This window comes from Celeribacter sp. PS-C1, assembly GCF_019429625.1.
Classification (GTDB): Bacteria; Pseudomonadota; Alphaproteobacteria; order Rhodobacterales; family Rhodobacteraceae; genus Celeribacter.
Genome location: NZ_JAHXRW010000001.1, coordinates 310,024 through 331,869, shown reverse-complemented (window position 1 = coordinate 331,869; position 21,846 = coordinate 310,024). Strand labels below are relative to the sequence as shown.

23 protein-coding genes and 1 tRNA gene are annotated in these 21,846 nt (G+C 55.8%); 17 read left to right on the top strand and 7 right to left on the bottom strand.

The window, feature by feature from the left end:
• Nucleotides 1-88 precede the first annotated feature (88 nt).
• The 3 genes from rlmH to J5Y17_RS01635 all read right to left on the bottom strand — a co-directional run bounded on the left by rlmH (nucleotide 89) and on the right by J5Y17_RS01635 (nucleotide 2,438).
• Entirely contained in the window at nucleotides 89-559 is a 471-nt protein-coding gene (gene rlmH, locus J5Y17_RS01645) for a 23S rRNA (pseudouridine(1915)-N(3))-methyltransferase RlmH (protein WP_219783453.1), read from the bottom strand.
• Entirely contained in the window at nucleotides 559-960 is a 402-nt protein-coding gene (gene rsfS / locus J5Y17_RS01640; protein ID WP_219783452.1) for a ribosome silencing factor, read from the bottom strand. The genes rlmH and rsfS overlap by 1 nt, the downstream gene beginning before the upstream one ends.
• Nucleotides 961-1,121: 161 nt before the next feature.
• The gene (locus J5Y17_RS01635; RefSeq protein WP_370628816.1) at nucleotides 1,122-2,438 is read right to left on the bottom strand and encodes a mechanosensitive ion channel family protein; all 1,317 of its coding nucleotides are present in this window, start codon (nucleotides 2,436-2,438) and stop codon (nucleotides 1,122-1,124) included.
• A gap of 258 nt (nucleotides 2,439-2,696) precedes the next feature.
• Between J5Y17_RS01635 and leuC the strand changes: the two genes are divergently transcribed.
• From leuC to J5Y17_RS01620, 3 genes are all read left to right on the top strand, one after another.
• Nucleotides 2,697-4,124, top strand: a complete 1,428-nt coding sequence (gene leuC, locus J5Y17_RS01630; protein WP_219783450.1) for a 3-isopropylmalate dehydratase large subunit — start codon at nucleotides 2,697-2,699, stop codon at nucleotides 4,122-4,124.
• 12 nt (nucleotides 4,125-4,136) lie between these two features.
• The gene (leuD, locus tag J5Y17_RS01625; RefSeq protein WP_219783449.1) at nucleotides 4,137-4,742 is read left to right on the top strand and encodes a 3-isopropylmalate dehydratase small subunit; all 606 of its coding nucleotides are present in this window, start codon (nucleotides 4,137-4,139) and stop codon (nucleotides 4,740-4,742) included.
• A 106-nt stretch (nucleotides 4,743-4,848) separates the two neighbouring features.
• Complete coding sequence (locus J5Y17_RS01620) at nucleotides 4,849-5,367, top strand: HdeD family acid-resistance protein (protein WP_219783448.1); 519 nt, start codon at nucleotides 4,849-4,851, stop codon at nucleotides 5,365-5,367.
• A gap of 44 nt (nucleotides 5,368-5,411) precedes the next feature.
• Here the strand turns inward: J5Y17_RS01620 and J5Y17_RS01615 are convergent, their stop codons facing one another.
• Together J5Y17_RS01615 and J5Y17_RS01610 are read right to left on the bottom strand one after the other, a co-directional pair.
• Nucleotides 5,412-6,068, bottom strand: coding sequence for a 3-oxoacid CoA-transferase subunit B (locus J5Y17_RS01615; protein WP_219783447.1), 657 nt, complete (start codon nucleotides 6,066-6,068; stop codon nucleotides 5,412-5,414).
• A gap of 11 nt (nucleotides 6,069-6,079) precedes the next feature.
• Nucleotides 6,080-6,733, bottom strand: a complete 654-nt coding sequence (locus J5Y17_RS01610) for a CoA transferase subunit A (protein ID WP_219783446.1) — start codon at nucleotides 6,731-6,733, stop codon at nucleotides 6,080-6,082.
• Nucleotides 6,734-7,104: 371 nt separating this feature from the next.
• On the opposite strand from J5Y17_RS01610, the gene J5Y17_RS01605 reads away from it, so the two are divergent.
• From J5Y17_RS01605 to leuB, 3 genes are all read left to right on the top strand, one after another.
• A complete protein-coding gene (locus J5Y17_RS01605) occupies nucleotides 7,105-7,941 on the top strand; it encodes a hypothetical protein (protein WP_219783445.1) in 837 nt (278 codons plus the stop codon).
• A 65-nt stretch (nucleotides 7,942-8,006) separates the two neighbouring features.
• Nucleotides 8,007-8,981 carry an endonuclease/exonuclease/phosphatase family protein gene (locus J5Y17_RS01600; protein WP_219783652.1) on the top strand — a complete coding sequence of 325 codons (975 nt, stop codon included), beginning with the start codon at nucleotides 8,007-8,009 and terminating at the stop codon, nucleotides 8,979-8,981.
• A 62-nt stretch (nucleotides 8,982-9,043) separates the two neighbouring features.
• A complete protein-coding gene (gene leuB, locus J5Y17_RS01595; RefSeq protein ID WP_219783444.1) occupies nucleotides 9,044-10,147 on the top strand; it encodes a 3-isopropylmalate dehydrogenase in 1,104 nt (367 codons plus the stop codon).
• Between the two features lie 74 nt (nucleotides 10,148-10,221).
• On the opposite strand, the gene J5Y17_RS01590 is transcribed toward leuB, so the two are convergent.
• Nucleotides 10,222-10,542, bottom strand: coding sequence for a hypothetical protein (locus J5Y17_RS01590; protein WP_219783443.1), 321 nt, complete (start codon nucleotides 10,540-10,542; stop codon nucleotides 10,222-10,224).
• 74 nt (nucleotides 10,543-10,616) lie between these two features.
• Between J5Y17_RS01590 and J5Y17_RS01585 the strand changes: the two genes are divergently transcribed.
• From J5Y17_RS01585 to J5Y17_RS01570, 4 genes are all read left to right on the top strand, one after another.
• Nucleotides 10,617-11,564: a DMT family transporter gene (locus J5Y17_RS01585; RefSeq protein ID WP_219783442.1), complete on the top strand. Its 948-nt coding sequence runs from the start codon at nucleotides 10,617-10,619 to the stop codon at nucleotides 11,562-11,564.
• Nucleotides 11,565-11,630: 66 nt separating this feature from the next.
• Nucleotides 11,631-11,707 (top strand) — tRNA-Pro (locus J5Y17_RS01580).
• A 387-nt stretch (nucleotides 11,708-12,094) separates the two neighbouring features.
• On the top strand, nucleotides 12,095-12,637 hold the full coding sequence (locus tag J5Y17_RS01575) for a hypothetical protein (RefSeq protein ID WP_219783441.1): 543 nt from the start codon (nucleotides 12,095-12,097) through the stop codon (nucleotides 12,635-12,637).
• A 167-nt stretch (nucleotides 12,638-12,804) separates the two neighbouring features.
• Nucleotides 12,805-13,938: a S8 family serine peptidase gene (locus J5Y17_RS01570; RefSeq protein WP_219783440.1), complete on the top strand. Its 1,134-nt coding sequence runs from the start codon at nucleotides 12,805-12,807 to the stop codon at nucleotides 13,936-13,938.
• A 216-nt stretch (nucleotides 13,939-14,154) separates the two neighbouring features.
• Here the strand turns inward: J5Y17_RS01570 and J5Y17_RS19125 are convergent, their stop codons facing one another.
• Entirely contained in the window at nucleotides 14,155-14,622 is a 468-nt protein-coding gene (locus tag J5Y17_RS19125) for a nucleotidyltransferase family protein (protein ID WP_255571788.1), read from the bottom strand.
• A 556-nt stretch (nucleotides 14,623-15,178) separates the two neighbouring features.
• Between J5Y17_RS19125 and J5Y17_RS01560 the strand changes: the two genes are divergently transcribed.
• The 7 genes from J5Y17_RS01560 to J5Y17_RS01530 all read left to right on the top strand — a co-directional run bounded on the left by J5Y17_RS01560 (nucleotide 15,179) and on the right by J5Y17_RS01530 (nucleotide 21,798).
• A complete protein-coding gene (locus J5Y17_RS01560; RefSeq protein ID WP_219783439.1) occupies nucleotides 15,179-15,358 on the top strand; it encodes a hypothetical protein in 180 nt (59 codons plus the stop codon).
• A 16-nt stretch (nucleotides 15,359-15,374) separates the two neighbouring features.
• A complete protein-coding gene (locus tag J5Y17_RS01555) occupies nucleotides 15,375-15,677 on the top strand; it encodes a helix-turn-helix domain-containing protein (protein WP_255571786.1) in 303 nt (100 codons plus the stop codon).
• A gap of 218 nt (nucleotides 15,678-15,895) precedes the next feature.
• Complete coding sequence (locus J5Y17_RS01550) at nucleotides 15,896-16,420, top strand: Tn7 transposase TnsA N-terminal domain-containing protein (RefSeq protein ID WP_255571785.1); 525 nt, start codon at nucleotides 15,896-15,898, stop codon at nucleotides 16,418-16,420.
• A 267-nt stretch (nucleotides 16,421-16,687) separates the two neighbouring features.
• Nucleotides 16,688-18,559 carry a Mu transposase C-terminal domain-containing protein gene (locus J5Y17_RS01545; protein ID WP_219783438.1) on the top strand — a complete coding sequence of 624 codons (1,872 nt, stop codon included), beginning with the start codon at nucleotides 16,688-16,690 and terminating at the stop codon, nucleotides 18,557-18,559.
• Nucleotides 18,495-19,511 (top strand): ATP-binding protein, encoded by a 1,017-nt coding sequence (locus J5Y17_RS01540; RefSeq protein WP_219783437.1) that lies wholly within the window; start codon nucleotides 18,495-18,497, stop codon nucleotides 19,509-19,511. Before J5Y17_RS01545 ends, J5Y17_RS01540 begins: the two co-directional genes overlap by 65 nt.
• Entirely contained in the window at nucleotides 19,508-21,178 is a 1,671-nt protein-coding gene (locus tag J5Y17_RS01535; protein WP_219783436.1) for a TniQ family protein, read from the top strand. The genes J5Y17_RS01540 and J5Y17_RS01535 overlap by 4 nt, the downstream gene beginning before the upstream one ends.
• A 110-nt stretch (nucleotides 21,179-21,288) precedes the next feature.
• Nucleotides 21,289-21,798: a hypothetical protein gene (locus J5Y17_RS01530; protein ID WP_219783435.1), complete on the top strand. Its 510-nt coding sequence runs from the start codon at nucleotides 21,289-21,291 to the stop codon at nucleotides 21,796-21,798.
• The last annotated feature ends 48 nt before the right edge of the window (nucleotides 21,799-21,846 follow it).

Genomic DNA, 21,846 nt, shown 5'->3' with positions numbered 1-21,846 from the left:
ATAAGAGAACGACCTCTTTGCCCCTATCTAACGCGCCACCGCGTGCGTTTGAACCGCTTTGCGCTTCTTCTTGGCAAAAATACTCTCACTACACCCGATGATAGGGCGATCCGGCCAGAATAGAGGCGGCGCGATAAAGCTGTTCGGTCAGCATCGCTCGGGCCAGCATGTGCGGCCAGACCATTTTCCCCAGCGAGATTGAGAAATCCGCCTGCGCCCGCAGGCTTGGGTCGATCCCATCCGCACCACCGATGACGAAAGCCACGTCAGAGCGCCCGGCATCGCGCCATTCCGCCAGTTTGTTGGAAAATTCGGGCGAGGACACAATCTTGCCGCGCTCGTCCATCGTGACAATCACGCCGCCTTTCGGCAGGGCGCGCTGCAACAGATCGGCTTCGGCCTTCATGCCGCCGCCTTTCTTGTCTTCGACTTCCGTGATGGTCAAAGGCCCGAGGCCCAGCGCACGCCCGGTGCGGTCGAACCGGGTGGTGTAATCGTCAATCAGCGCGGCTTCAGGACCGGCGCGAAGCCGGCCCACAGCGCATATCTGAACCCGCATTAGCTCTCGGACGAAACTTCAGTGGCTCTGCCCTTGAGCGCCTCTTTGGCCTCTTCCGGGGACATCCACATTTTTTCGAGCTGGTAGAAATCGCGCACTTCCGGACGGAAGATGTGGACGATCACATCGCCTGCGTCGATCAGCACCCAGTCGCCCTGTTCCTTGCCCTCGACACGCGAGAAAATGCCGAACTGCTGTTTCAGCGTGTCGGACAGTTTTTCCGCCATCGCGGACACCTGACGCGTCGAACGACCGGAGCAAATGACCATGTAATCGGCCACTTCGGATTTCCCCGAGAGGTCGATGGACACGAGGTCTTCGGCTTTGTCTTGATCAAGGAAAGAGGTAACGAAATCGAGCAATTGCTCGCCTCCGATCTTCACCGGCATGGCTCCCGTCATGGGCGCCTCCGGGGTTGCGGCGCTGTTTGCCGCGCTCTGTGCGTGAGACAGGACATAGTCCTCCTTGGGATACGCGCCGGTCGGCCCCGGCACTGGGCATGGATCAAAGATAGCATCGCTCTGGCGAAATCTCAATGTTTGGCGAATTCGCGGAGCAACGTTCAGTCCAACGCCTTCGTCGCAAGGGTAGAGCCATCCAACACGCGCACCTCGCGTTGCGGGAAGGGAATGGAAATCTCATGGGCTTTGAACGCATCCCAAAGCGCCAGATAGACATTGCCGCGCACATTGGTGAGGCCGCCCGTGGGGTCCGTAATCCAGAACCGCAGGATGTAATCCACGGAGCTGTCGCCGAAGCCCACGATGTGACAGACGGGCGGTTTCGATGTGAGCACACGATCCACGGTCTGCGCGGCCTCAATCGCGACCTTGCGCACCAAATGTGGGTCGTCGCCGTAGGCGGTGCCGAAATAGATGTCGAGACGCACGAAATCATTGGTGTGAGACCAATTCACCACCTGACCTGTGATCAGATCCTCGTTCGGGATCAGGTATTCCTTGCCGTCCCGTGTCGTGATCGACGCATAGCGTGCGCCCAGCGCGTTGATCCAACCAAAGGTCTCGCCCAGAGAGATCACATCACCGGGCTTGATCGACTTGTCCAAGAGAATGATCACACCCGAGATGAGATTCGACACCACCTTTTGCAGACCAAAGCCCAAACCGACACCAATCGCGCCCGAAAGCACCGCAAGGCCGGTGAGATCGAAACCCACAGCCTTCAACCCGATAAAGAAGGCGGAGCCAAAGAGAGCGAGCTGAACCACCTTGATGATCAGCTCTTTCATCGAGGGCGAAATATCCTCATTCCGCCGGATTTGGGTCGATGTTTGCCCCGAAATAAGCTTGGCCATGGTAAAGAGCAGGCCTGTGACGACTAGCGCCTTGAGCACCGCAAGAGCAGACAGGCGGAAGCTGCCGAAGGTGATGGCGACAGAGTCGAGAAACGCCGCCGCGCCCTCAATGCCGCCAAAGAAATAGAGCGTCACATAGGCCCAAAGCCCCCAGCGCATCAGGCGGCGCAACGCACGGTTTTTCACCAGCTGCACCACCAGTTCAACCGCGACCCAAGCCGAAACGATTCTTGCCAGAATCGCGATAAGGTAGGAGCGCGACGGCCAGGTGATTTCCTGCATCACGGCATAGACACCCCAAAGCAGCACCGCCCAAACGATCAGAACCAGCCGCTTTTCAATCGCCAAAAGCCAACGGAGTTGCCATTTCGGGCGCCCTTCGAGCCCCCGCATCCAATCGCGCATCCGCGCCTGCAAGTAGCGCCCCAAAAAGATTGCGACACTTAAAGCAACGAGTGAAATCCCGATCTGATAAAGGTTCCAGCGCCGAAGCAGCCCCTCGAGAAAGGTCAGCACATCGCTGCCCGTCTCGCCCAAAAGGTTGGTGATCTGTGTCGGATCCACGCCATACTCCCTTTTCACCAAGCTTTGCATGGCCGGGCGCGCACCTGCAAGCGCATCTCTCTTGCGAGACTCGCGGGCAAGCTATATGTCAGCGCCATGGAACGTATGTTTGAGATCGCAGACCGTGCATGGTTGCCGTGGCGTTTCCACGGCGCAATGCAATCCGTGCTAGCCCGACTTTGATGTCGGACCTTTCGGCGTGTCCGCGCGCCTGATCCAAAACTTTCCAATTTCACAGCACATCCACGGGAGAGCGAAATGACCGCCCCGAAGACACTCTATGATAAAATCTGGGACGCCCATGTGGCCCATGAGCAAGAGGATGGCACCTGCCTGCTCTATATCGACCGCCACCTCGTCCACGAAGTGACGTCCCCTCAGGCCTTTGAAGGTCTGCGTATGGCGGGCCGTAAAGTCCGCGCGCCGGAAAAAACCATCGCCGTGCCGGACCACAACGTGCCGACCACTCTGGACCGCGTGTCCGGCGTCATCGCCAACGAAGAGTCCCGCATTCAAGTCGAAGCCCTCGACAAAAACGCGAAAGAGTTTGGCGTGAACTACTACCCGGTCTCTGACGTGCGTCAGGGCATCGTGCACATCGTCGGCCCGGAACAGGGCTGGACCCTGCCCGGTATGACCGTTGTTTGCGGCGACAGCCACACCGCGACTCACGGCGCGTTTGGTGCGCTGGCCCACGGTATCGGCACCTCCGAGGTGGAACACGTTCTGGCGACGCAAACGCTGATCCAGAAGAAATCCAAGAACATGAAGGTGGAAATCACCGGCAAGCTGCGCCCCGGCGTGACCGCCAAGGACATCACGCTGGCCGTGATCGGCGAAACCGGCACCGCCGGCGGCACCGGCTACGTCATCGAATATTGCGGCGAAGCGATTCGCGATCTGTCGATGGAAGGTCGGATGACCGTCTGTAACATGGCGATCGAAGGTGGCGCCCGCGCCGGTCTCATCGCGCCGGACGAAACCACCTTTGAATATGTCAAAGGCCGCCCGCACGCCCCGAAAGGCGCGCAGTTCGAGGCCGCTCTGGCGTGGTGGAAGACGCTTTACACCGACGAAGGCGCGCATTTCGACAAGGTCGTGACGCTGAAAGGCGAAGAGATTGAGCCGGTTGTGACCTGGGGCACCTCGCCCGAGGACGTTCTGCCGATTTCCGCTGTTGTGCCTGCGCCCGAATCCTTCAAAGGCGGCAAGGTGGACGCAGCGAAACGCGCCATTGAGTACATGGGTCTCGAAGTGGGTCAGAAACTGACCGACATCCAGATCGACACCGTATTCATCGGCTCCTGCACCAACGGTCGGATCGAAGACCTGCGGGCCGCGGCTGCGATCCTCAAAGGCAAGAAGATCAAGGACGGCATGCGTGCCATGGTCGTGCCGGGGTCTGGTCTTGTGCGTGCGCAAGCTGAGGAAGAAGGTCTCGCCGACATTTTCAAAGAGGCCGGTTTCGAATGGCGTCTGGCCGGGTGCTCCATGTGCCTTGCCATGAACCCCGATCAGCTGTCCGAGGGTGAGCGCTGCGCCTCCACCTCGAACCGCAACTTCGAGGGTCGTCAGGGCTATAAGGGCCGAACGCACCTCGTGTCGCCTGCCATGGCCGCCGCTGCCGCCGTCACCGGTCACCTGACCGATGTGCGCGAGCTGATGAACGAAACCGAGACCGCCTAAGGAGCCGCAAAGATGGAAAAGTTCGAAAAACTGACCGGTATCGCGGCCCCCATGCCGCTGGTGAACATCGACACGGATATGATCATCCCGAAAGTGTTCCTGAAAACCATCAAGCGCTCCGGCCTTGGTGTGAACCTGTTCGACGAGATGCGCTACGACCGTCAAGGCAATGAAATCCCCGATTTCGTCCTGAACAAACCGCAGTATCGCGACACGCAGATCCTCGTGGCGGGCGACAACTTTGGCTGTGGCTCCTCGCGGGAACACGCGCCTTGGGCGATTGCGGATTTCGGCATCAAATGCGTGATCTCCACGTCGTTTGCCGACATTTTCTACAACAACTGCTTCAAGAACGGCATCCTGCCGATCGTGATGCCGCAAGAGGTTGTGGATGTGTTGATGAAGGACGCCGAGAAAGGCTCGAACGCCCGTATGGTCGTCGATCTGGAGGCGCAGACGGTGACCACGTCTGATGGCGAAAGCTTCCCCTTCGAGGTTGACGCGTTCAAGAAACACTGCCTGCTCGAAGGCCTCGACGATATTGGCCTGACCATGGCGCATGTCAAAGACATCGACGCCTATGAAGACAAAATGGCTCAGGCGCGCCCCTGGGTTTAATCCTAAGGCGTGATCGCGAAAAACATGAAACGGCGTGCCACATGCGCGCCGTTTTCTTTTGGCCGTAAACACTTATATCTACGGTAAGGCATAAAAGGAGAGCGTCATGACGAACTGGAAAACATGGGTCGCGATTGGCGTACTGACCTTTCTCTTCGGCCTTCTGGCGCTCGGAAATGCGGTTGCGACGTCGCTCGCAATCACCGTGGTGCTCGGCGCTCTTTTTATCTTGGCAGGGGCGGCGAAACTTTGGGCCGGGTTCTCAGGCATTGAACACGACAACCGCGTGTTTTCGATGATCTGGGGGCTGATCAGCCTTATGATCGGCGTGAGTTTCGTAGCCAATCCGATGGACGGCACGGTCTCCTTGACCCTCGTCATCACCTTTTTCCTACTGATCTCCGGCGTGGTCCGGCTTTTGATGGCTTGGCGGATGCGGGAAAGTCGGATGTTCTGGATGCTGCTTCTCTCGGGCGCGGTGACCGTGCTTTTGGGCGGCTATATCCTCGGGAATTTCGCCGCGATTTCTCTGTCGCTTTTGGGGCTTTTTCTGGGGATCGAGCTTTTGGTCGATGGCGCGGCCCTGGTCGGCTTTGGCCTCTTCCTGCGGAATTTCCGTTCCTAGGGGCGCGTATGAAAAGAGGGGCTGAGCCCCTCTCTCCAACAATCTCAGCAATCCAACTGCATCTCCGGCACATCCGATCCATGGATCAGTTTCGCCTCGGTCATCTCAAGGATCACTTCAAGCGGCACATTCGGCGCGCGCTCAATGAGATGCAGCCCGTCATCTTCGGGCTTCATGACCGCCAGTTCCGTAACGATTAAATCAACGCGCCGCTGAGAAGTCAGCGGCAGGGTGCATTCCCGCACAATCTTAGCCTTGCCTTTGGCGGAGTGCTGCATCGCGATGATCACCTTTTTCGCGCCCGTGACCAAGTCCATCGCGCCCCCCATACCGGGGGTGTAGTGACCGGGGATCATCCAATTCGCCAGATGCCCCTTTTCATCAACCTGAAGCGCTCCCAGAACCGTCAGATCAAGATGCCCTCCGCGGATCAGCCCAAAGGAAAAGGCAGAATCAATGGTGGACGCCCCCGGCACGAAAGACACAAAGCGCCCGCCCGCGTCGGTGAGGTGACGGTCGGTCATGCCCTCTGGCGGACGATGGCCCATGCCGACGGCGCCGTTTTCGGCCTGAAAGAACACGCCCATGCCTTCGTCGAGATAGTCCGACACCAATGTCGGAATGCCGATGCCGAGGTTCACAAGGCTCCGGGGTTCGATTTCCTGCGCGACGCGGCGCGCAATGAGGATTTTAGGGTCCATGATTGTCGCTCCTATGCCGAGGTCTTGATGACGTGATCCACGAGCACGCCAGGAGTTTTGACCAAATCGGGCGGGATCATCCCGACAGGCACGATCTCTTCGGGTTCGCAGATCACCGTTTTGCCCGCGAGTGCCATGATCGGATTAAAATTCGTGGCCGTCAGCATGTAGGCCAGATTGCCGACATAATCACAGCTCCGCGCCGCGATCAGAGCGAAATCGGCCGTAAGCGGCTTTTCCAGCAGGAAGGATTTACCATCGACCTCGACGATCTCCTTTCCCTCCGCGACCTTGGTGCCAACGCCTGTCGGCGTCAAAATCCCGCCGAGACCGACACCTGCCGCACGGATGCGTTCAACCAGCGTACCCTGCGGCACCAATTCCACTTCCAACTCGCCCGAGGCGAATTGCGCCTGCACGATCGTATTGAGGCCCATGTGGCTACAGATGAGTTTGCGAACACAATGCGCCGCAAAGAGAGGACCGGGGCCTGTGGTATCACGCGCCGTGTCGTTGGAAATCAGCGTCAGATTCTTTTTACCCGCGTCCGCCAACGCGTGGACGATCCCGTCCGGCACGCCGACGCCCATAAATCCCGACAACATGACGGTCGCGCCATCCGGTATAAGCCCGACCGCTTCGTCGATTGATATGGCCAGATGCATGTCTTCTCCTCCAAGCCTCGCTCTGCGTGGGAGAGAAAATCACGGAACCGGGAGCATTTCCATGCTTTGGGTCAAGAATGTAAAAAAGGAGCCTTATTTCTTAATGTCGTAATCCTTAACGAAAAGCACCCTAGATATGGTAGTCCGCCCAGATTACGCCACAAGCATAGTCCACAATGATGCAAAATCGCACCGCTTTGTCCACGAAAGCGCCTCATTTCTATTGTTAACCTTAACCATTCCTTGCTGGCAGATATGAAAGTGGGCAAAAGTTGGGCAAGATTGTGGCAATCCGTCAAACATGGCGGGATCAAAATGGGAAAAGAGCGCGGCACCGTATCGCGCTCAACCAGTTTGAAGGGAAATGGGCAGTGTTTCATCGCGTGCTAGGAGCGCTTTCACGTGCATTCTTGGTGGTCGTTCTGATCATCATTCCGTCCATGCTGTTGCCGAATGTGTCTAACGATGCCGCACAAGTCGTTGCCCTCGTCGCCTTCTTCGGCGCGGCTTTGACCTTTTTCGAATATGTCTCCGCCTATCCGGGCCTCGTGGAATTCCGGGACGCGCCGCCGTTCAACCGGGTGCGGTTCACCTCGCTTTTCACGACCATTGTCTTGCTGTCCCTGATCGCGCGCGGCACGCAGAACCCAACGATCGTGACCGAATTTGTCACCGCCGTCGGCGCGCTGATCGGCTATGTCCTCGACTTCCCCTATTCGCCCGTGCGTCTGATGATCCTCGCGATGCCGGACGGCAGCTCCGTGCAAGAACTCGAAATGATGCGCGAAGCAGCTGGAATGAGCTATCTGATTTCGCTCATGGCGCTGTCGATCTTCCTCATCGTGCTGCGGCTTGGCCATTGGCCCTCCCGCTCCGGGTCCTTCAATGTTTGGATCAACCTGCCCACCTTCGACCCGACCGCAGGTGGCGACGTTGTCGAGCGGCTGAAACGTGACGCACGTTTCAATATCGTCATCGGATTTCTTCTGCCCTTCCTCATCCCAGCGGTGTTGAAATCGGCGACGAACCTCTTCGGCGGCCTTGGCACCACCACCGACCAATCCATGATTTGGGCCGTCGCCGCATGGGCATTCCTGCCGTCCTCTCTTTTCATGCGGGGCATCGCCATGGGCCGGATCGCCTCGATGATCGCCGAAAAGCGTCGCCAAACCTACGCCCGCGTCGATCTCGATCACCTTCCGGCGTGATCCGACTCGCCACACTTTTTCTCTGCCTTTTGCCTGCCTCTTTGGCCGCACAAGACCCTTTGCGGGTGGCCACATGGACGGTGGAACTTACCCGCAAGGGTCCCGGGCTTTTGCTGCGCGACATCAACGAGGGCGACGATCCCCAGGTGCTTGCCGCGATACAGCATATCGACGCGCTCTCGCCGGATGTGCTTTTGCTCACCAGTTTCGACACCGATCTCGATGGCCATGCGCTAGCCGCTTTGGCCAATCAGCTTGGCTATCCCTATCACTTCACCCGCCTAGGCAACTCCGGCCGCCCGACGGGCCGCGATCTCGACAAGGACGGGCGTTCGGGCGAACCCGAGGATGCGCAATACTACGGTGAGTTCACCGGCCAGGGTGGCGTGGCTCTCCTGTCGCGCTTGCCGATCATGACCGACGACATCCGCGATTTTTCCGAAATGCTCTGGCGCGACCTGCCCGAAGCCTCCCTACCCGAGGGGTATTTCCAAGACGAGGATTTGGATGTTCTGAGGCTCTCGTCGCATGTGCATTGGAATGTGCCTGTGATGTGGAATGACCAACCGCTGCATCTCCTCAGCTACGCAGCTGCCTCGCCAGTGTTTGATGGCGACGAGGATCGCAACGGGCGACGCAATGCGGATGAGAACCGGTTCTGGTCGCTCTACCTCGATGGCGCTCTGCCGGTGCCGCCGCCCGAAGGCGCGTTCATTCTCTTGGGTGACAGCAATCTCGACCCAATGGACGGCGATGGGCGGCGTGAGGTGATGCAGGCGCTGCTCTCAGACCCTCGCTTTCAGGACATCAAGCCCCGCTCTGACGCTGGCCCAGTGGCCAATGCGGACCATCTTGGCGATCCGGCACTCGACACAGCGGACTGGACGGATCCCGAGCCCGGCAACCTACGCGTGGACTATGTTTTGCCCTCTTCCGAACTGACGGTCGTGGATGCTGGCGTGGCTTGGCCCAATGCGAACCTGAAAGAAAACGACTTTCGCCATGGGCTTGTCTGGGTTGATATCGCTCCCATTCCTTGACGAGGCGGCAAGCAGTCGTTACGCCGCTTTCAACCTTAAAAAACCAAGGACTGGACGCGATCATGAGCACGCCTTCTCTTCTCATTCTCCCCGGTGACGGCATTGGCCCCGAAGTGATGGCCGAAGTCGTTCGGATCATCGATTGGTTCGGTGACAAGCGTGGACTCAAATTCGATGTGACCATGGATCTCGTGGGCGGCGCCGCCTACGACAAACATGGTGTACCGCTCGCGGATGAGACCATGGCGAAGGCGCAAGAAGTCGATGCCGTTCTCCTCGGCGCCGTGGGTGGTCCGAAATACGACGTGCTCGATTTCTCCGTGAAACCGGAACGCGGCCTGTTGCGTCTGCGCAAGGAAATGGACCTTTTCGCCAACCTGCGCCCGGCACAGTGCTTTGACGCGCTGGCTGATTTCTCCTCGCTGAAAAAAGACATCGTGGCCGGTCTCGATATCATGATCGTGCGCGAACTGACCTCCGGCGTTTACTTCGGCGAGCCGCGCGGCATTACCACCGTCGACGGCGAGCGCGTGGGTATCAACACCCAGCGGTACACCGAATCCGAGATCCGTCGCGTCGCCATCGCCGCCTTTGAGCTGGCCATGAAGCGCAACAAAAAGCTTTGCTCAATGGAAAAGGCCAACGTGATGGAGGCCGGCATCCTGTGGCGCGATGTGGTCACCGAGGTCTCCGCCGACTACCCGGAAGTCGAGCTTTCGCACATGTATGCCGACAACGGCGCGATGCAGCTTGTCCGTGCGCCGAAACAGTTCGACGTGATCGTGACCGACAACCTGTTCGGCGACATCCTGTCCGATTGTGCCGCGATGCTCACCGGCTCGCTGGGCATGCTGCCCTCCGCTTCGCTGGGCGCGCCGATGGAAAACGGTCGTCCGAAGGCCATGTACGAGCCGGTGCACGGGTCTGCGCCGGACATCGCAGGTCAAGGCAAAGCAAACCCGATCGCCTGTATCCTCTCCTTCGCGATGGCGCTACGCTACTCCTTCAATGAAGGCGTGGAGGCAACCCGCCTCGAGCAAGCGATCGAAAAAGTGCTCGCCGATGGCGTCCGCACCGGCGACCTTCTGGCCGAAGAAGGTGTGGCTCCGGTCTCCACCACCGGCATGGGTGATGCGATTCTCGCCGCTCTGGACGCATCTCTCTGAGCGTAGCGATCCTTCATTAGAAAAGGGCGTCTCTCATATGAGGCGCCCTTTTTCGTTTCATCGGCGTCATGTCCTCAGTCGAAGATGTCGAAAATATCCTCCGCCATATCGAACAAACGATGCGCCGTGGATTTGCGTTTCTTTTTCTTCTTCGAGGTCTTCTTGGGACCCGCCAGTTTCGCCTGAAAGTCTTTCTTACCTTTCACGGTCACCGGTTCTTGCGGTTTATGCAACGCCTTCATCCGGGACAAGGGCGCGCCGCAGGCCGAGCATTTCAACTCATGCCGGGTCGTGCCACCCAGCGTCAGAACCGTTTTCGACCCACAATAGCAGCAGGTTGCAGATTTCTGTGTGTAATACATGAGCTTCACATGGGGGCGATTGTCATAGGACACAAGGCTTTGCCCCTCCCCCGTTGAAAGCTCTGCCGCGCATGCTACCGTGATGAGGGAAACAAACAGGACAGCGCATGAATATCACCGGAGCCTTCTACGCCCTCGCCGCCTTCGCGGTGTTCTCGACCCATGACGTGGTGATCAAATTCCTGGGCGGCTCCTATTCGCCGTTCCAGATCATCTTTTTCTCGACGCTCTTCTCGTTTCCTCTGGTGATGTTCATGCTGATCCGGGACCGGACCGAGGGCCACCTGCGTCCCGTCCATCCATGGTGGACGCTGTTTCGCACGATTGCGGCGATGGTCAACACGGCGTCTGCCTTTTATGCGTTCTCCGTTCTGCCGCTGGCGCAAGTCTACGCGCTGATCTTCGCCACGCCCTTGCTGATCACCATCCTGTCGATTCCGGTTTTGGGAGAGCGTGTGGGCTTTCACCGCTGGGCCGCCGTCATCGTCGGCCTAATCGGCGTGATCGTCGTGTTGCGCCCCGGCGCGACCGAGTTCACGCTGGGCCATATGGCGGCTCTGTCCTGTGCGGGCTTTGGCGCGTTTGCCTCCGTCGTCGTCCGCAAAGTCGGCCGCGAAGAGCGCACCGCAGTCCTTATGCTCTATCCTTTGATTGCCAATTTCGTCGTCATGGGGCTCGCAATGACCTTCTTCTATCGTCCGTTTCCTTTGATGGATTTGGGCTCTGTCGGCATGGTGTCGCTTTTGGGCTTTACCGGCGGCGTCATCCTCATCCTCGCCTACCGCGCCTCTGAGGCCGCCATCGTCGCCCCGATGCAGTATTCTCAGATCATATGGGCCACGATTTTCGGCTATTTCATTTTTGGCGAAACGGTCGACATGCCAACGATCGTGGGTGCGGGAATCATCATCCTCTCCGGCCTCTACATCGTCTTCCGAGAATCGCGCGGCGGACATTCTGCGAACACGCCAGTGCTCAGAACCCGCTCCCGCGCCTCCTCTGCGGCCTCTTTCCGCATTTCCCCCTTTGTGAGACGTGGAAAACTTCGCGGATAGGGAGGCGAAAAGCGCGAATTGGCTCTTGCCAAACCCTGCAGGTGGCTATATTCCGCCCGTCACGGTCGGAGCGTAGCTCAGCCTGGTAGAGCACTGTCTTCGGGAGGCAGGGGCCGGAGGTTCGAATCCTCTCGCTCCGACCAATTCAAACTTGGGGTATGCCCCATAGTTTTGCCACTTTGCCCCCCATAGTTCTGCCTCTGGCTCATAAAATAGGCACCTTTCCTCGTCAGATGATTTCGGGATTCAAGCATCTTATAAGCTCGATCTCTTGTGAAGCGTTTTGTAAGTTTGGGCGGGGAGCAGTCGTTCGCTGCAAACCGAGCCAACGGCCGCTATCCGCACAAACTGTACTTCCCACCTTCATACTGCTGCCCCATTTTTTTTGAACACTGCGAGCGAGGTGATAATCTTTCTGGGAGGCAAACATAATCGGGAGAGGATGTCATAACTCAATCGAGCGTCGTGTATATCTTCGCTCTTCGCGCATGTCGTTTCGCTCTGTGCGACTGATTGTTTTTGGTCTGTTCTTGGCACTCTTTGATGTGATCGCGGCGCCAGCCCTCTCTCAGTCGTTTTGGGAAAGAACGCACCTTGTGTCCGTTCATGATGACGGCAACCTGTCGTCCGTTGCCCAGAAGTTGGGACGCGGCGGATATGAGCTGTCCGGGGGGCAAGCCATCCGGTTCGGCGGATGGTACGACAGTAATTGGCGCGACATTCATGTGACCTTTCTAACTGAGATTAAAACAGATTTCGGAATTCTCTGGGGTTTTAGCACTGGAGAGGCGGGAGAAAAGTATCGAATAGATCCGAGCTTGAAATTCGGGGTGATCATGCAAAAACAATTTGGCAAATCCGGGACGCTGTCTTTCTCTTTTAAGACAAGTGTGTTCGGGCACCTCCAGGAGAAAAATTGTGTCGCAGACTATGGCGTCATCTCTGGACCCCAAACTGTGAATTGTAGATTGGCGGCATCCCCATTGCCGCCTGCAGAAACTCTCGGCTACACGCTGAATGAGGCCCCGAGTGATCGTCTGCTGGTGACTCTCAAATATCAAGTTCTATTCTGAGGCCAATGTGACCATAGATAGTTGATTGTCTGCCGTTTCTTCGCTCAGTCGGCATTTCAGACGTATTTTTGCCACATTTTTGACGCAAAAAAGATCGAATTGAGTCTAGCATGTTAGGAGTTGGGTCTAAAACGACACTGCATCATTCATTCAAGGGAGACGCCGAGATGAATAATTCGCACCGAAAATTCGCCGAGATCAGAATGCCCGATGGGCACGAAATGCATTCGAAATGCGATCAGCGACAAGGTGCGACAAGGCGACTTGGCGTAACGTTGATGGTCTTCGCTCTGTCTTCCGCCGCGTACGCCGAAGATCTCTCGGAGTATTCGGGTGACCTGTCGACTGAGGTAAACGCGCTTGAAATCTATGCCCCTCCAAACGGGGTTGGCGGGGGCGGAGGAAAGAAAGACACCCCGCCTCCTTCATCAGGACCAACCTATTACGACTGGATGAGCCCGGGATTGGAAACGGCTTGGACGTATAACGGCGGCAGCTATCTTGGTCAGGGCGTCACGATCACTGTCGTGGATGATTTCTCCAGTCGCTCAAAGTATCGCGGCGATCTCGGGGATGGCTCAAACCGTTTGCGCCACGGCGAATGGACACTCAAACAAGCGAGCATGATCGCACCTGAGGCAACGATGGTGATGGATGATTTCTATGGTGCAGGTGCAATTTCACTTTCATCCGGTTTCAATGTCTTGAACCTCAGCTATGGCTATACCGCACCGCTTGATCGTGCTCTTGAACATTCGATCGTAGCCGCCGCCGAGGCCGGGACAGCTTTGATCGCGAAATCGGCGGGGAATGACTATGGCAACGTGGTGGGATATCGGGCTGACGGAGGCTATGACTATTTGTCTTTGGCTCTGATCGACACGCTCGACAACACGGGCAATACGATCTCTGCGACGGGTTATAATTCCGTGCTCTTTGTTGGAGCCTTGGACTGGAACGTTGTGGACACCAATGACCCGCTGGCTGGCATGGCAAGCTATTCGAGCATTGCCGGTAGCAACGAAAATGTTCAGCGTCAGTTTCTCGTGGTCGGTGTAGAGGCGGGCACAAGCCCCTATAGCGCGGGAACCGGTCTGGCGGGCACGTCGTTCGCGGCACCGATTATCGCAGGTTACGGCGCAGTTTTGAGCAGCAAGTTCGTAGGGGCGACCCCGAACCAAGTGGCCGGACGCCTTTTGGAAACGGCACGGGAAGATACGATCCTGAACTATAATCCGGCCATTCATGGCCAGGGTGAAGCGGATATGGCTCGCGCAATCGCGCCCACAACAATCGAGTGAAGTGCAGCGACTGAACTGCCCGAAGATTACATCCGATTAGGTTTTGGTGCTCTTCGGGCATATTTGGCGCAAATCCCGAATGTCCGCTTTGGGCTGGAGAACCGTCGCTAGACGCTGAACGCACGAATGGCAGCAATGGGCCGTTTTGGCCTTCTTTTCCTGCGTCGCAATTGAACTCATCTGCCTTTCAACGAGCTTCAGAGTTGCTTTTCGCCGTCAAACCGGAACGGCTTCGCTCAACACACGATCTCTGATCCGCTCTGGAAGATCTCCAGGCGTCTTAACATCAACCTTGACGTTCAAGGCTTCTGCGAGAGATTCCTGTAAGCCTCCCAAATCGAAAAGAGTGGTTTCGGGCATAGGATCAACTAAAATATCGAGGTCGCTATCTTCCGTATCTTCTCGACGCAACACAGAGCCGTAAACGCGAGGATTTGATGCACGATGTTGAGCGACGAGTTGCCGGATCACGTGACGACATTGTTCAAAAGCCAGCGAAGGTTTTTTCTGGCACATTTCCCGTCCTTCAAATCCTTCAAGATTTTGAATATTAGCCGCGACGCAAAGCCGCTCAAAGCGCAGGGCAACTGCTCGCGCACTCACACCAATGAACGGAACCCAGGTGGTGAGATCAAGAAAGCGTAAGTAGAGATTATCTGGGTACCGGCACAGAATCGTACTCACATATGCTTAGCGAAGCAATGTATGGGCGGAGAGTCTTGCAATACTATCCTCATCGAGCATCAGGAACGGGTCTCCTTCGGAGCGCTGCGTCGCAGTGGAAAGGCCTCATAAGCGCTCCCAATTTGGACCGATGACCATCTGCACAGCAGCCATGATGATCATCGGCAACGTAGCTTGAGATCAGAAAGCACTTGGGCAAGGTTTCTGTTTGCATGATAAAGTGGCCATATGAAAATTCATCCTATCTGGTCTCGTCTGAAAGCTTTTATGCCCGCACTGGCGGGTTCGGCCTGCGTTATTTTGATTGTAGTTGCATACGAGCATTCAACAGAAAGGCAGCAACAAAAGCGAGAAGAAGAGGCGCAGATCTATTGGTGTCGCGCTCTCGCGAAAAGTGTTGGGGAGGGACAAGTCGAATTGCATGACTTCCTCGCGACGCGTTGTCCGGCGAGCTTCCTTAGCGATAATTTGGGATCACCCTAGAAAATTCCACCCACACCATCATGCGGCCATGGCGGATGTGTTCCGTTCGTGCACGTTTCTAAATGGGACACCAATGGCTGCTTCGGAGGGCCTGGAAGGGCAAATCTCTGATACAGGTTTCTGGGCCACTTACATCAATCAAGTCACCGGACAAAAAAGAACTGCCAAACCTGTTTTCATTAGAAAACACAGTCTTGATTTGAAACTAATTCCAGTGGTCGAAAATCAGTATCATATTGAAAACGCTTATTAATTGTTGATTTTTCCGCTTGCTTGCCGATTCGCATTCAGCTTTAAGTCAGATGTCCGAAAAAACTTTACGACTGGCGAAAAACCTCATGAACAAGCCTGTAAATACGCAGCACGAAGATCTGAAGCACAGACTCAGGCTACGTGGCTCGTCCTTGTCTCAGGTCGCCCGGCTCATCGGAGAGCGTCCCTCAACGGTCACTCTCGTGAGCCAAGGCTCTAGAAAGTCTGACAAAATTCAAAAAGCGCTGGCGGAAGCTGCCGGCTGCTCACCTAAGGAGCTTTTCCCGGATCGCTATCAAGATGATGGGGGGATTAAATGACCCGCTAGACCCCCAATCTTCCATGGGGAAATGAAAAAGACCTCCCGATCGCCAAACCAGGGAGGCCGTTTCATTGGTATCGATTTTGCAACTTCGACGCCCTTGTGTCCCCCAAAATCAAAGCAAAGTCAATCCGCCGGGAGATTTCTCGGCGGAGCAGAATTCTTATTAAACAAGGGCGGCGAAATGCACTCACCCCATGCTGAAACAGCATGGGAATGGAGATGCTGTGCCGAATTCAAATGTACCACTCAAACGCCTACCTCGAACCTCTTCGTAGCCGCGCGACACGCAATGTCATGAAGCCATCTCGCGCCTCTAGCCGCGGCTTTCTGCCCCTCACCTTGCCCAAAGATGGAAGGCTTCGGACAATTTTCTATGAGAGCATCCTTGAGAAGCGCTTTCTGATGCTCATGGCGGTGAGCGGCGACCTGTTCGACATTTGGGAGCAACCCACGGAAATTCGATATCGCAAGCCAAACGGCAGGATCGGGCATCACATCTTTGATTTTCTGATCACGCTAATGTCCGGGGAACGGATTGCCGTGGCGATCAAACCCTTGGAGCGGGTCTGGCAGCGGAATTTTGAGCGCGAGCTGGAATGCATCGCATCGCACATGCCCAAAACCTTTGCCGATAGCTTGATGCTCATTACGGACCGGGATCTCGATGTTCAGGCAGCCAATGCGGCCGGTCGGGACCTCATGATGCGAAACCGCTCTTTGATGGGAGTGGCAGCATGACCGAGAGATTTCATATTTCTGCAAATGATCAAGTCACTTTGTTCCAGCGCGCATTGCGTCTGAAACGGTATGATGACGCAGGTTATGTCTTCGAAGAATTAGATAAACCCGGCCTCACGCACAGGATCGGTTTCGCTGAATTTACGCACCTGTTGGCCGGGCCGGATATGGTCCTGCAACGCGATTTCTTTTGCGCCGGGAAACCGACTGCGGGAGATCAAGCATGGGGAGGCTGGAGCCTTAACTCGTGCGCAAGACGACGAGCAAATGACTGCGCTTTGGCGAAAGACCTGTGTGGATGCGTTTTACACATTGTATCTGCACGGAAAGGTGAAGCGAAAAGATGTGTGGATTACGCCTGTCGAAGCTGAACTGCGATTTTTGGCGGAAGATAATTTTGGCAGGGTCTATCAGGAGGCAAAGTCACGCGCAGGCCAGAGAATTGAGATACCAAAATTCCCGAAACCCCGCACTTTGCTGACATGGGTACGCAACTATGAGAATGCTGGCTACCATATCGATGGTCTCGTCAGCCGGTACTATGCATGTGGCAATCGCCATCGCCGTTTCAATGCAGAAGAACTGGCGCTCATTTCTCGTGTCGTGGATTTGTACGCATCAACTCAAAAGCCAAATAAGGCAAAGGCGGTCAGGAGGACGCTCGACCTCTTTAATAATGAAAATGTCTGCCGGAGAGCAGAGGGGCATCCTGAACTGATCGTTCCATCCCGGCGAACGGTAAGGCGTTTCTTGGACCGCGTAAGCCCCTACTATCTGGATGTGAAGCGTCTCGGCATTGATGCCGCCAATCGGAAGCATATCTTCCGTACATCCGGTTTGGATGTGCAGATGCCCCTAGAACGCGTGGAGGTGGATGAGAACAAGCTCGATGTCATCTCACTTTTCGCCACAACCGGGCTTTTGGATTTGCTCCCCGCAGATCGCCTCGAAACCTTGGAGAAAGGCCGGCGATATCTCTACCTGTTTAAAGACTGTGCTACGAAATGCGTGCTGTCTTTACGCCTCGCCGCTTCACAGAACGCTGAAGATGCCATTCGTGGTCTGAAAGATGTGCTGAGAGACAAGACGGCGGTTGCGCAGGCGTGCGGCTGTACGGCGCCGTGGCATATGCGAGGCCGTCCATTCCAAATTGTTGCCGATCATGGTGTCGCATTTACAGCTGCCAACTTCAAACTGGCATGTGAGCGCATCGGCGTGGGGTTAGAGCATCCACCTGTTGGTCAACCTGCCTTACGCGGAAATGTCGAAAGCATTTTCCTGACATTGGGGCACGAGCTGATGCCGCACCTGATCGGCAGGACGTTTTCCAACACGAAGGAGCGAGGCGACTATCCTGCCGAATATTTGGCGAGCCTCACAGACGATCAGCTGATCATGACCATCGTGAGTTATATCGTCGATATCTACCACAGAACTCCACATTCCGGATTGGGGGGAGAAACACCCTTGGATGCTTGGGAGCGACACAATCAGGCGAATAACATCCCAACCCCGCCTGACGGCCATGAACTTCGGGCCGCTTTTGGTCGCGCCTTTGAACGTACGCTGAACAAAAGCGGCATTACACTTTTTGGCATTGATTATTCCTGCGACGAACTCCGTGATGCCTATCTGCATAGCCCGACGCGCAAAGTCACGGTGCGAGCCGATCTGGATGATCTAAGCTGGGTGTCCGTCAGTGTCGGCGGGCAAACCGTTCCCGCACGCGCCAATGAACAGATATTTTCCGGAATGAACTATGCCGAATGGCAGGAAATCCGGCGAAATATTCGGCAAACCCATAGGGCAAATGCGGAGGTTCATATCGAGCAGATCAGACGTGCTTATGATCGCATTGATAGCGAGGTGCGAAAGGCCATGCTGCGCAATGAGTGTACGCCGTTCTACATCAAGGATGAAGATGTTCTCCGGAACGAACGCTCGATGCGGCTGACCATCCGAAGGGATGAGGTCGATCCCGACGCGCCTCTGGAAAATCTGATTTCTCCGCCAGAGTTGCCAACCAATCCCTTGGCGCGTGGAAAGAGAATTTCGCCGAAACCGTACACCCCGGATGATCCAGACACTGCGCCGGGGGCGCCCGCACCGAAGAAACGCTGGGGGTTTAACGATGACTGATCTGCCTGCGAGCCGTCCCGACACGGCGGAAACTCTGAGTGCGTTGAATGCGCGTTTCGTTCAGCATGAGCGTTATGATCAGCTTTTTGATCTCGCACATCGGCTTGTCTCTTTGCGTTTGGCGGATTTGCGTTCCGGGCGGGTTACGGAAGGTTTGAGTCTGGCGCTTACCGCGGGCTCTGGCAGCGGCAAGACCACCGCGATGCGGCATCTGGTCCGGGCGATCCAGAGGGAACTGTCCGTTTCCGACTATCCGCAGGCCAAAATCATCAGTGTCAGTGTGCCGTCGCCCGCCACTCTCAAATATGTGGGGCTGCGAATTCTGCACGCGCTTGGCTATGAACTGACCGCCGAGAGACAGGCTTGGTACATTTGGGACAAGGTTCGGTTCCATCTGCGAGAAAACCGTGTTCTGTTTCTGCATCTGGATGAGGCGCAAGACCTCAACACGCGAAACTCGAAGAGTGAGTTGCCGCATGTCGCCAATATGCTCAAAACGATCTCTCAAGATGACGCGTGGCCCGTAGGATTCTTCCTGTCAGGGACAGAGGGTCTGAAAGACATCATCAATTTCGACACGCAATTGGGGCGGCGCATCAAGGGCATTCGCTTCGAACCACTGAAGCTTCACAGTGATGCTGATGATGTGGTCGAATTGGTCGAAAGCTATTGCTCGGCGGCTGGCATTTGTTTGGAATCCGGTGCGGAGGAAGACGCTCTAGGTGAGCGGATCATCCATGCCGGCGCTTACGAATTTGGGTTAGCCATTCGACTGACGCTCATGGCGATCGAGAAAGCGCTTTACGCCGAAGTGGATTGCCTCTCCCGCGACCATTTTGCGACGGCATTCGAGGAGTGGAAAGGGTGCGGCGATGCTTTCAATCCGTTTCTCATCCCGGACTTTACACAGGTAGATCCGCGGAAGCTGTTTGGCGAGGAGGGCGACCTATGAGTTTCACCTGCGCCCTTCCTTTGTCTGTCCCGATCATCCCCGGTGAAACGGCGACCTCTTTGGCCAGCCGTCTCGCGCATCGGAACGGAACGCCGCGCTTGATTTCCTTCTGCACCGATCTGGGCATAGATTACTTTCGGCTTAGCAATGGCGATGTCGATGAGGTTCGGCATGTTGCGGTATTGGCCGGTCAGGACGCAGACATATTACAGTCCAAGACACCATCACTTTCCGAGCAGGACTGGTTCCTGCTCGGTGACGAAACCATAAAGTTCACAGTGTTTCAGCGCACGAAGCCGCAAATCTGCCCGATGTGTTTCAGGGAGGCATGCCAAAACTCTGGGGCACCATTTGCCTATCAACTTGGCATCTGGCAGCTCACCTCAGTTCGTACTTGCCACAAACACGGCTGCTATTTGCAAGAGTTGCCCAAAGCGCCATCGGGGAACGATCATTTCGACATTGCGAGCCTGGCGCTGGGTGCAAACCTCACATCCCCAAGATTTCCTGACCCAAAAGACCTTGAGCTTGAACGGTATCTATTGAGGCGCATCGCCGGGCAAAAGGGGAACGACTGGATCGACACATTGCCTATCCATGTCGCATCGCAAACCTGCGAGTTTTTCGGTTTGCTGCTGCTCAAGGGGCCAAGATCCAAACGGCATGAGACCAGCGCGTCAGAGTGGCTAAAGGCGGGGCGGATCGGCTTCAGCTTTCTGCGCCACGGACCGCAGGCGCTGATTGAGAAAATGGATGAACTTGAGCAAAACAGGCCCGACGACACTTCGCTCTACATTGCGCGCTATGGTGTCTTTTTCGAGTGGTTGCGAGATCGGGATACCGACCCGCATTTCGATGACCTGAGGGACTTGGTGCGCAAGTTCATCTTTGAAACATTTCCAGTTCCAAAGGGTGGACAGGTTCTTGGGCAGAAAAATCTGAGACGCCACAAATATACCTTTGACAGCCTGGCCAAGGAAAAACGCCTCAACAAGGCACAGTTGGGCTATATGCTTCTGGAGCTCGGATATGTGAAACGCTGCGAAGGGTCATCGCATTTTGCCCCTATCGGCTACATCCCCGCAGCAATCGGTGACGATGTCGCCGGAAAACTCAAAGCGCTTCGTACGTCGGCACAGGCCGCGAAGAATATGGGGATATCCAAGCCGGTACTAGATGCCCTGACACAGAACGGCGTGATCGAAACCTATTTCAAGCATCCGCAGGCTGTTCCCGTTTACCACCCCAGTGTCATCGCTGAATATTGGCACAAGCTCAGGGATACATTTGAGCCCCATGCGGACATAGAAAAGCGCGGCAAACCAATGGCGATTCGTGACGCCGCACGCGCATGCAAAATGCCGCTTTGGCAAGCTCTTGCGCTGATATTGCGCCATCCAATCCCGGTCACCAAGCGAAGCCGGTATCACAAGGGTTTCGAGGAACTGAGGGTAATTGCGTCTGACCTGACTGACATTCTTTCCAAGGCGCAGCGGCAGGTCACACCCGTTCGAGAATCGGCAAAGGCGTTGGGAACTGACGCCGAGGGTATCTATACGTTGATTGCAGCCGGAAATCTGACTGAACAACGTCCCGAAGAAAATGATCGGCATACCCGGGATCGCTTGATTTATCGTGAGAGCTTAAAGGATCTTCTGATATCTTGAGATTGAACAGGCAGAAGACAGGCATGGGCAAGGCCCACGGAAACTCTTGCCCATGTCGATCCTGTTATGCATGCTCTGGGTCCAAGTATTTTTCATGAATGGATTTCGTTTTGACGATCATTGATGTCATCGATTTGCTGGATCGCTTTCAGACATCCATTGTTGGGGTCATCGGCTTTTTCGGCGTCATCTGGACTTTGAGAGCAAATGCGAAGCACGACAGAGAGACGCATGAGCGACAACTGGCAACCAAACGCCAAACATTGCGGCGCATCCTTGCAGCCGAGTTTCGGAACTATGCGCGCGCTCTGAAGCAAAATCTCGACGGCCCAACTCCGGACAGCGAATTTATTTCGATTGGAAGGGTGCGGAGGCTTCTCTCTGACAGTCTGTCATCTGATTTGGGTCTGCTGAACCTGGATGAAGTCGATATTATCGTGAATGCGATAATAAGCCTTGATGGAATGAACCATTTCCTCGCGAACCATGCTGTCGATATCTCAGAAGCACGTTTTCTGATTCCAGCCACAATGTGGGGCGAGGTCAAGTATTGCCTAGCCACGACAAAAGATGCTTTGGATGGGGCTATTGAGGCTTTGGCGCTGACGGGTGAAGTGTAGCTGCTGAGCTACATGCATTCTTTTTAGAAACCTATTCAAATTTAGTAT

Coding starts and splice junctions, on each gene's coding strand:
- leuC (WP_219783450.1), top strand. CDS start 2,697: ATGACCGCCCCGAAGACACTCTATGATAAAATCTGGGACGCCCATGTG.
- leuB (WP_219783444.1), top strand. CDS start 9,044: ATGAGCACGCCTTCTCTTCTCATTCTCCCCGGTGACGGCATTGGCCCC.
- J5Y17_RS01560 (WP_219783439.1), top strand. CDS start 15,179: ATGGCTGCTTCGGAGGGCCTGGAAGGGCAAATCTCTGATACAGGTTTC.
- J5Y17_RS01540 (WP_219783437.1), top strand. CDS start 18,495: ATGATCCAGACACTGCGCCGGGGGCGCCCGCACCGAAGAAACGCTGGG.
- J5Y17_RS01620 (WP_219783448.1), top strand. CDS start 4,849: ATGACGAACTGGAAAACATGGGTCGCGATTGGCGTACTGACCTTTCTC.
- J5Y17_RS01610 (WP_219783446.1), bottom strand. CDS start 6,733: ATGCATCTGGCCATATCAATCGACGAAGCGGTCGGGCTTATACCGGAT.
- J5Y17_RS01550 (WP_255571785.1), top strand. CDS start 15,896: ATGGAGATGCTGTGCCGAATTCAAATGTACCACTCAAACGCCTACCTC.
- rlmH (WP_219783453.1), bottom strand. CDS start 559: ATGCGGGTTCAGATATGCGCTGTGGGCCGGCTTCGCGCCGGTCCTGAA.
- leuD (WP_219783449.1), top strand. CDS start 4,137: ATGGAAAAGTTCGAAAAACTGACCGGTATCGCGGCCCCCATGCCGCTG.
- J5Y17_RS01585 (WP_219783442.1), top strand. CDS start 10,617: ATGAATATCACCGGAGCCTTCTACGCCCTCGCCGCCTTCGCGGTGTTC.
- rsfS (WP_219783452.1), bottom strand. CDS start 960: ATGACGGGAGCCATGCCGGTGAAGATCGGAGGCGAGCAATTGCTCGAT.
- J5Y17_RS01545 (WP_219783438.1), top strand. CDS start 16,688: ATGACTGCGCTTTGGCGAAAGACCTGTGTGGATGCGTTTTACACATTG.
- J5Y17_RS01570 (WP_219783440.1), top strand. CDS start 12,805: ATGAATAATTCGCACCGAAAATTCGCCGAGATCAGAATGCCCGATGGG.
- J5Y17_RS01615 (WP_219783447.1), bottom strand. CDS start 6,068: ATGGACCCTAAAATCCTCATTGCGCGCCGCGTCGCGCAGGAAATCGAA.
- J5Y17_RS01535 (WP_219783436.1), top strand. CDS start 19,508: ATGAGTTTCACCTGCGCCCTTCCTTTGTCTGTCCCGATCATCCCCGGT.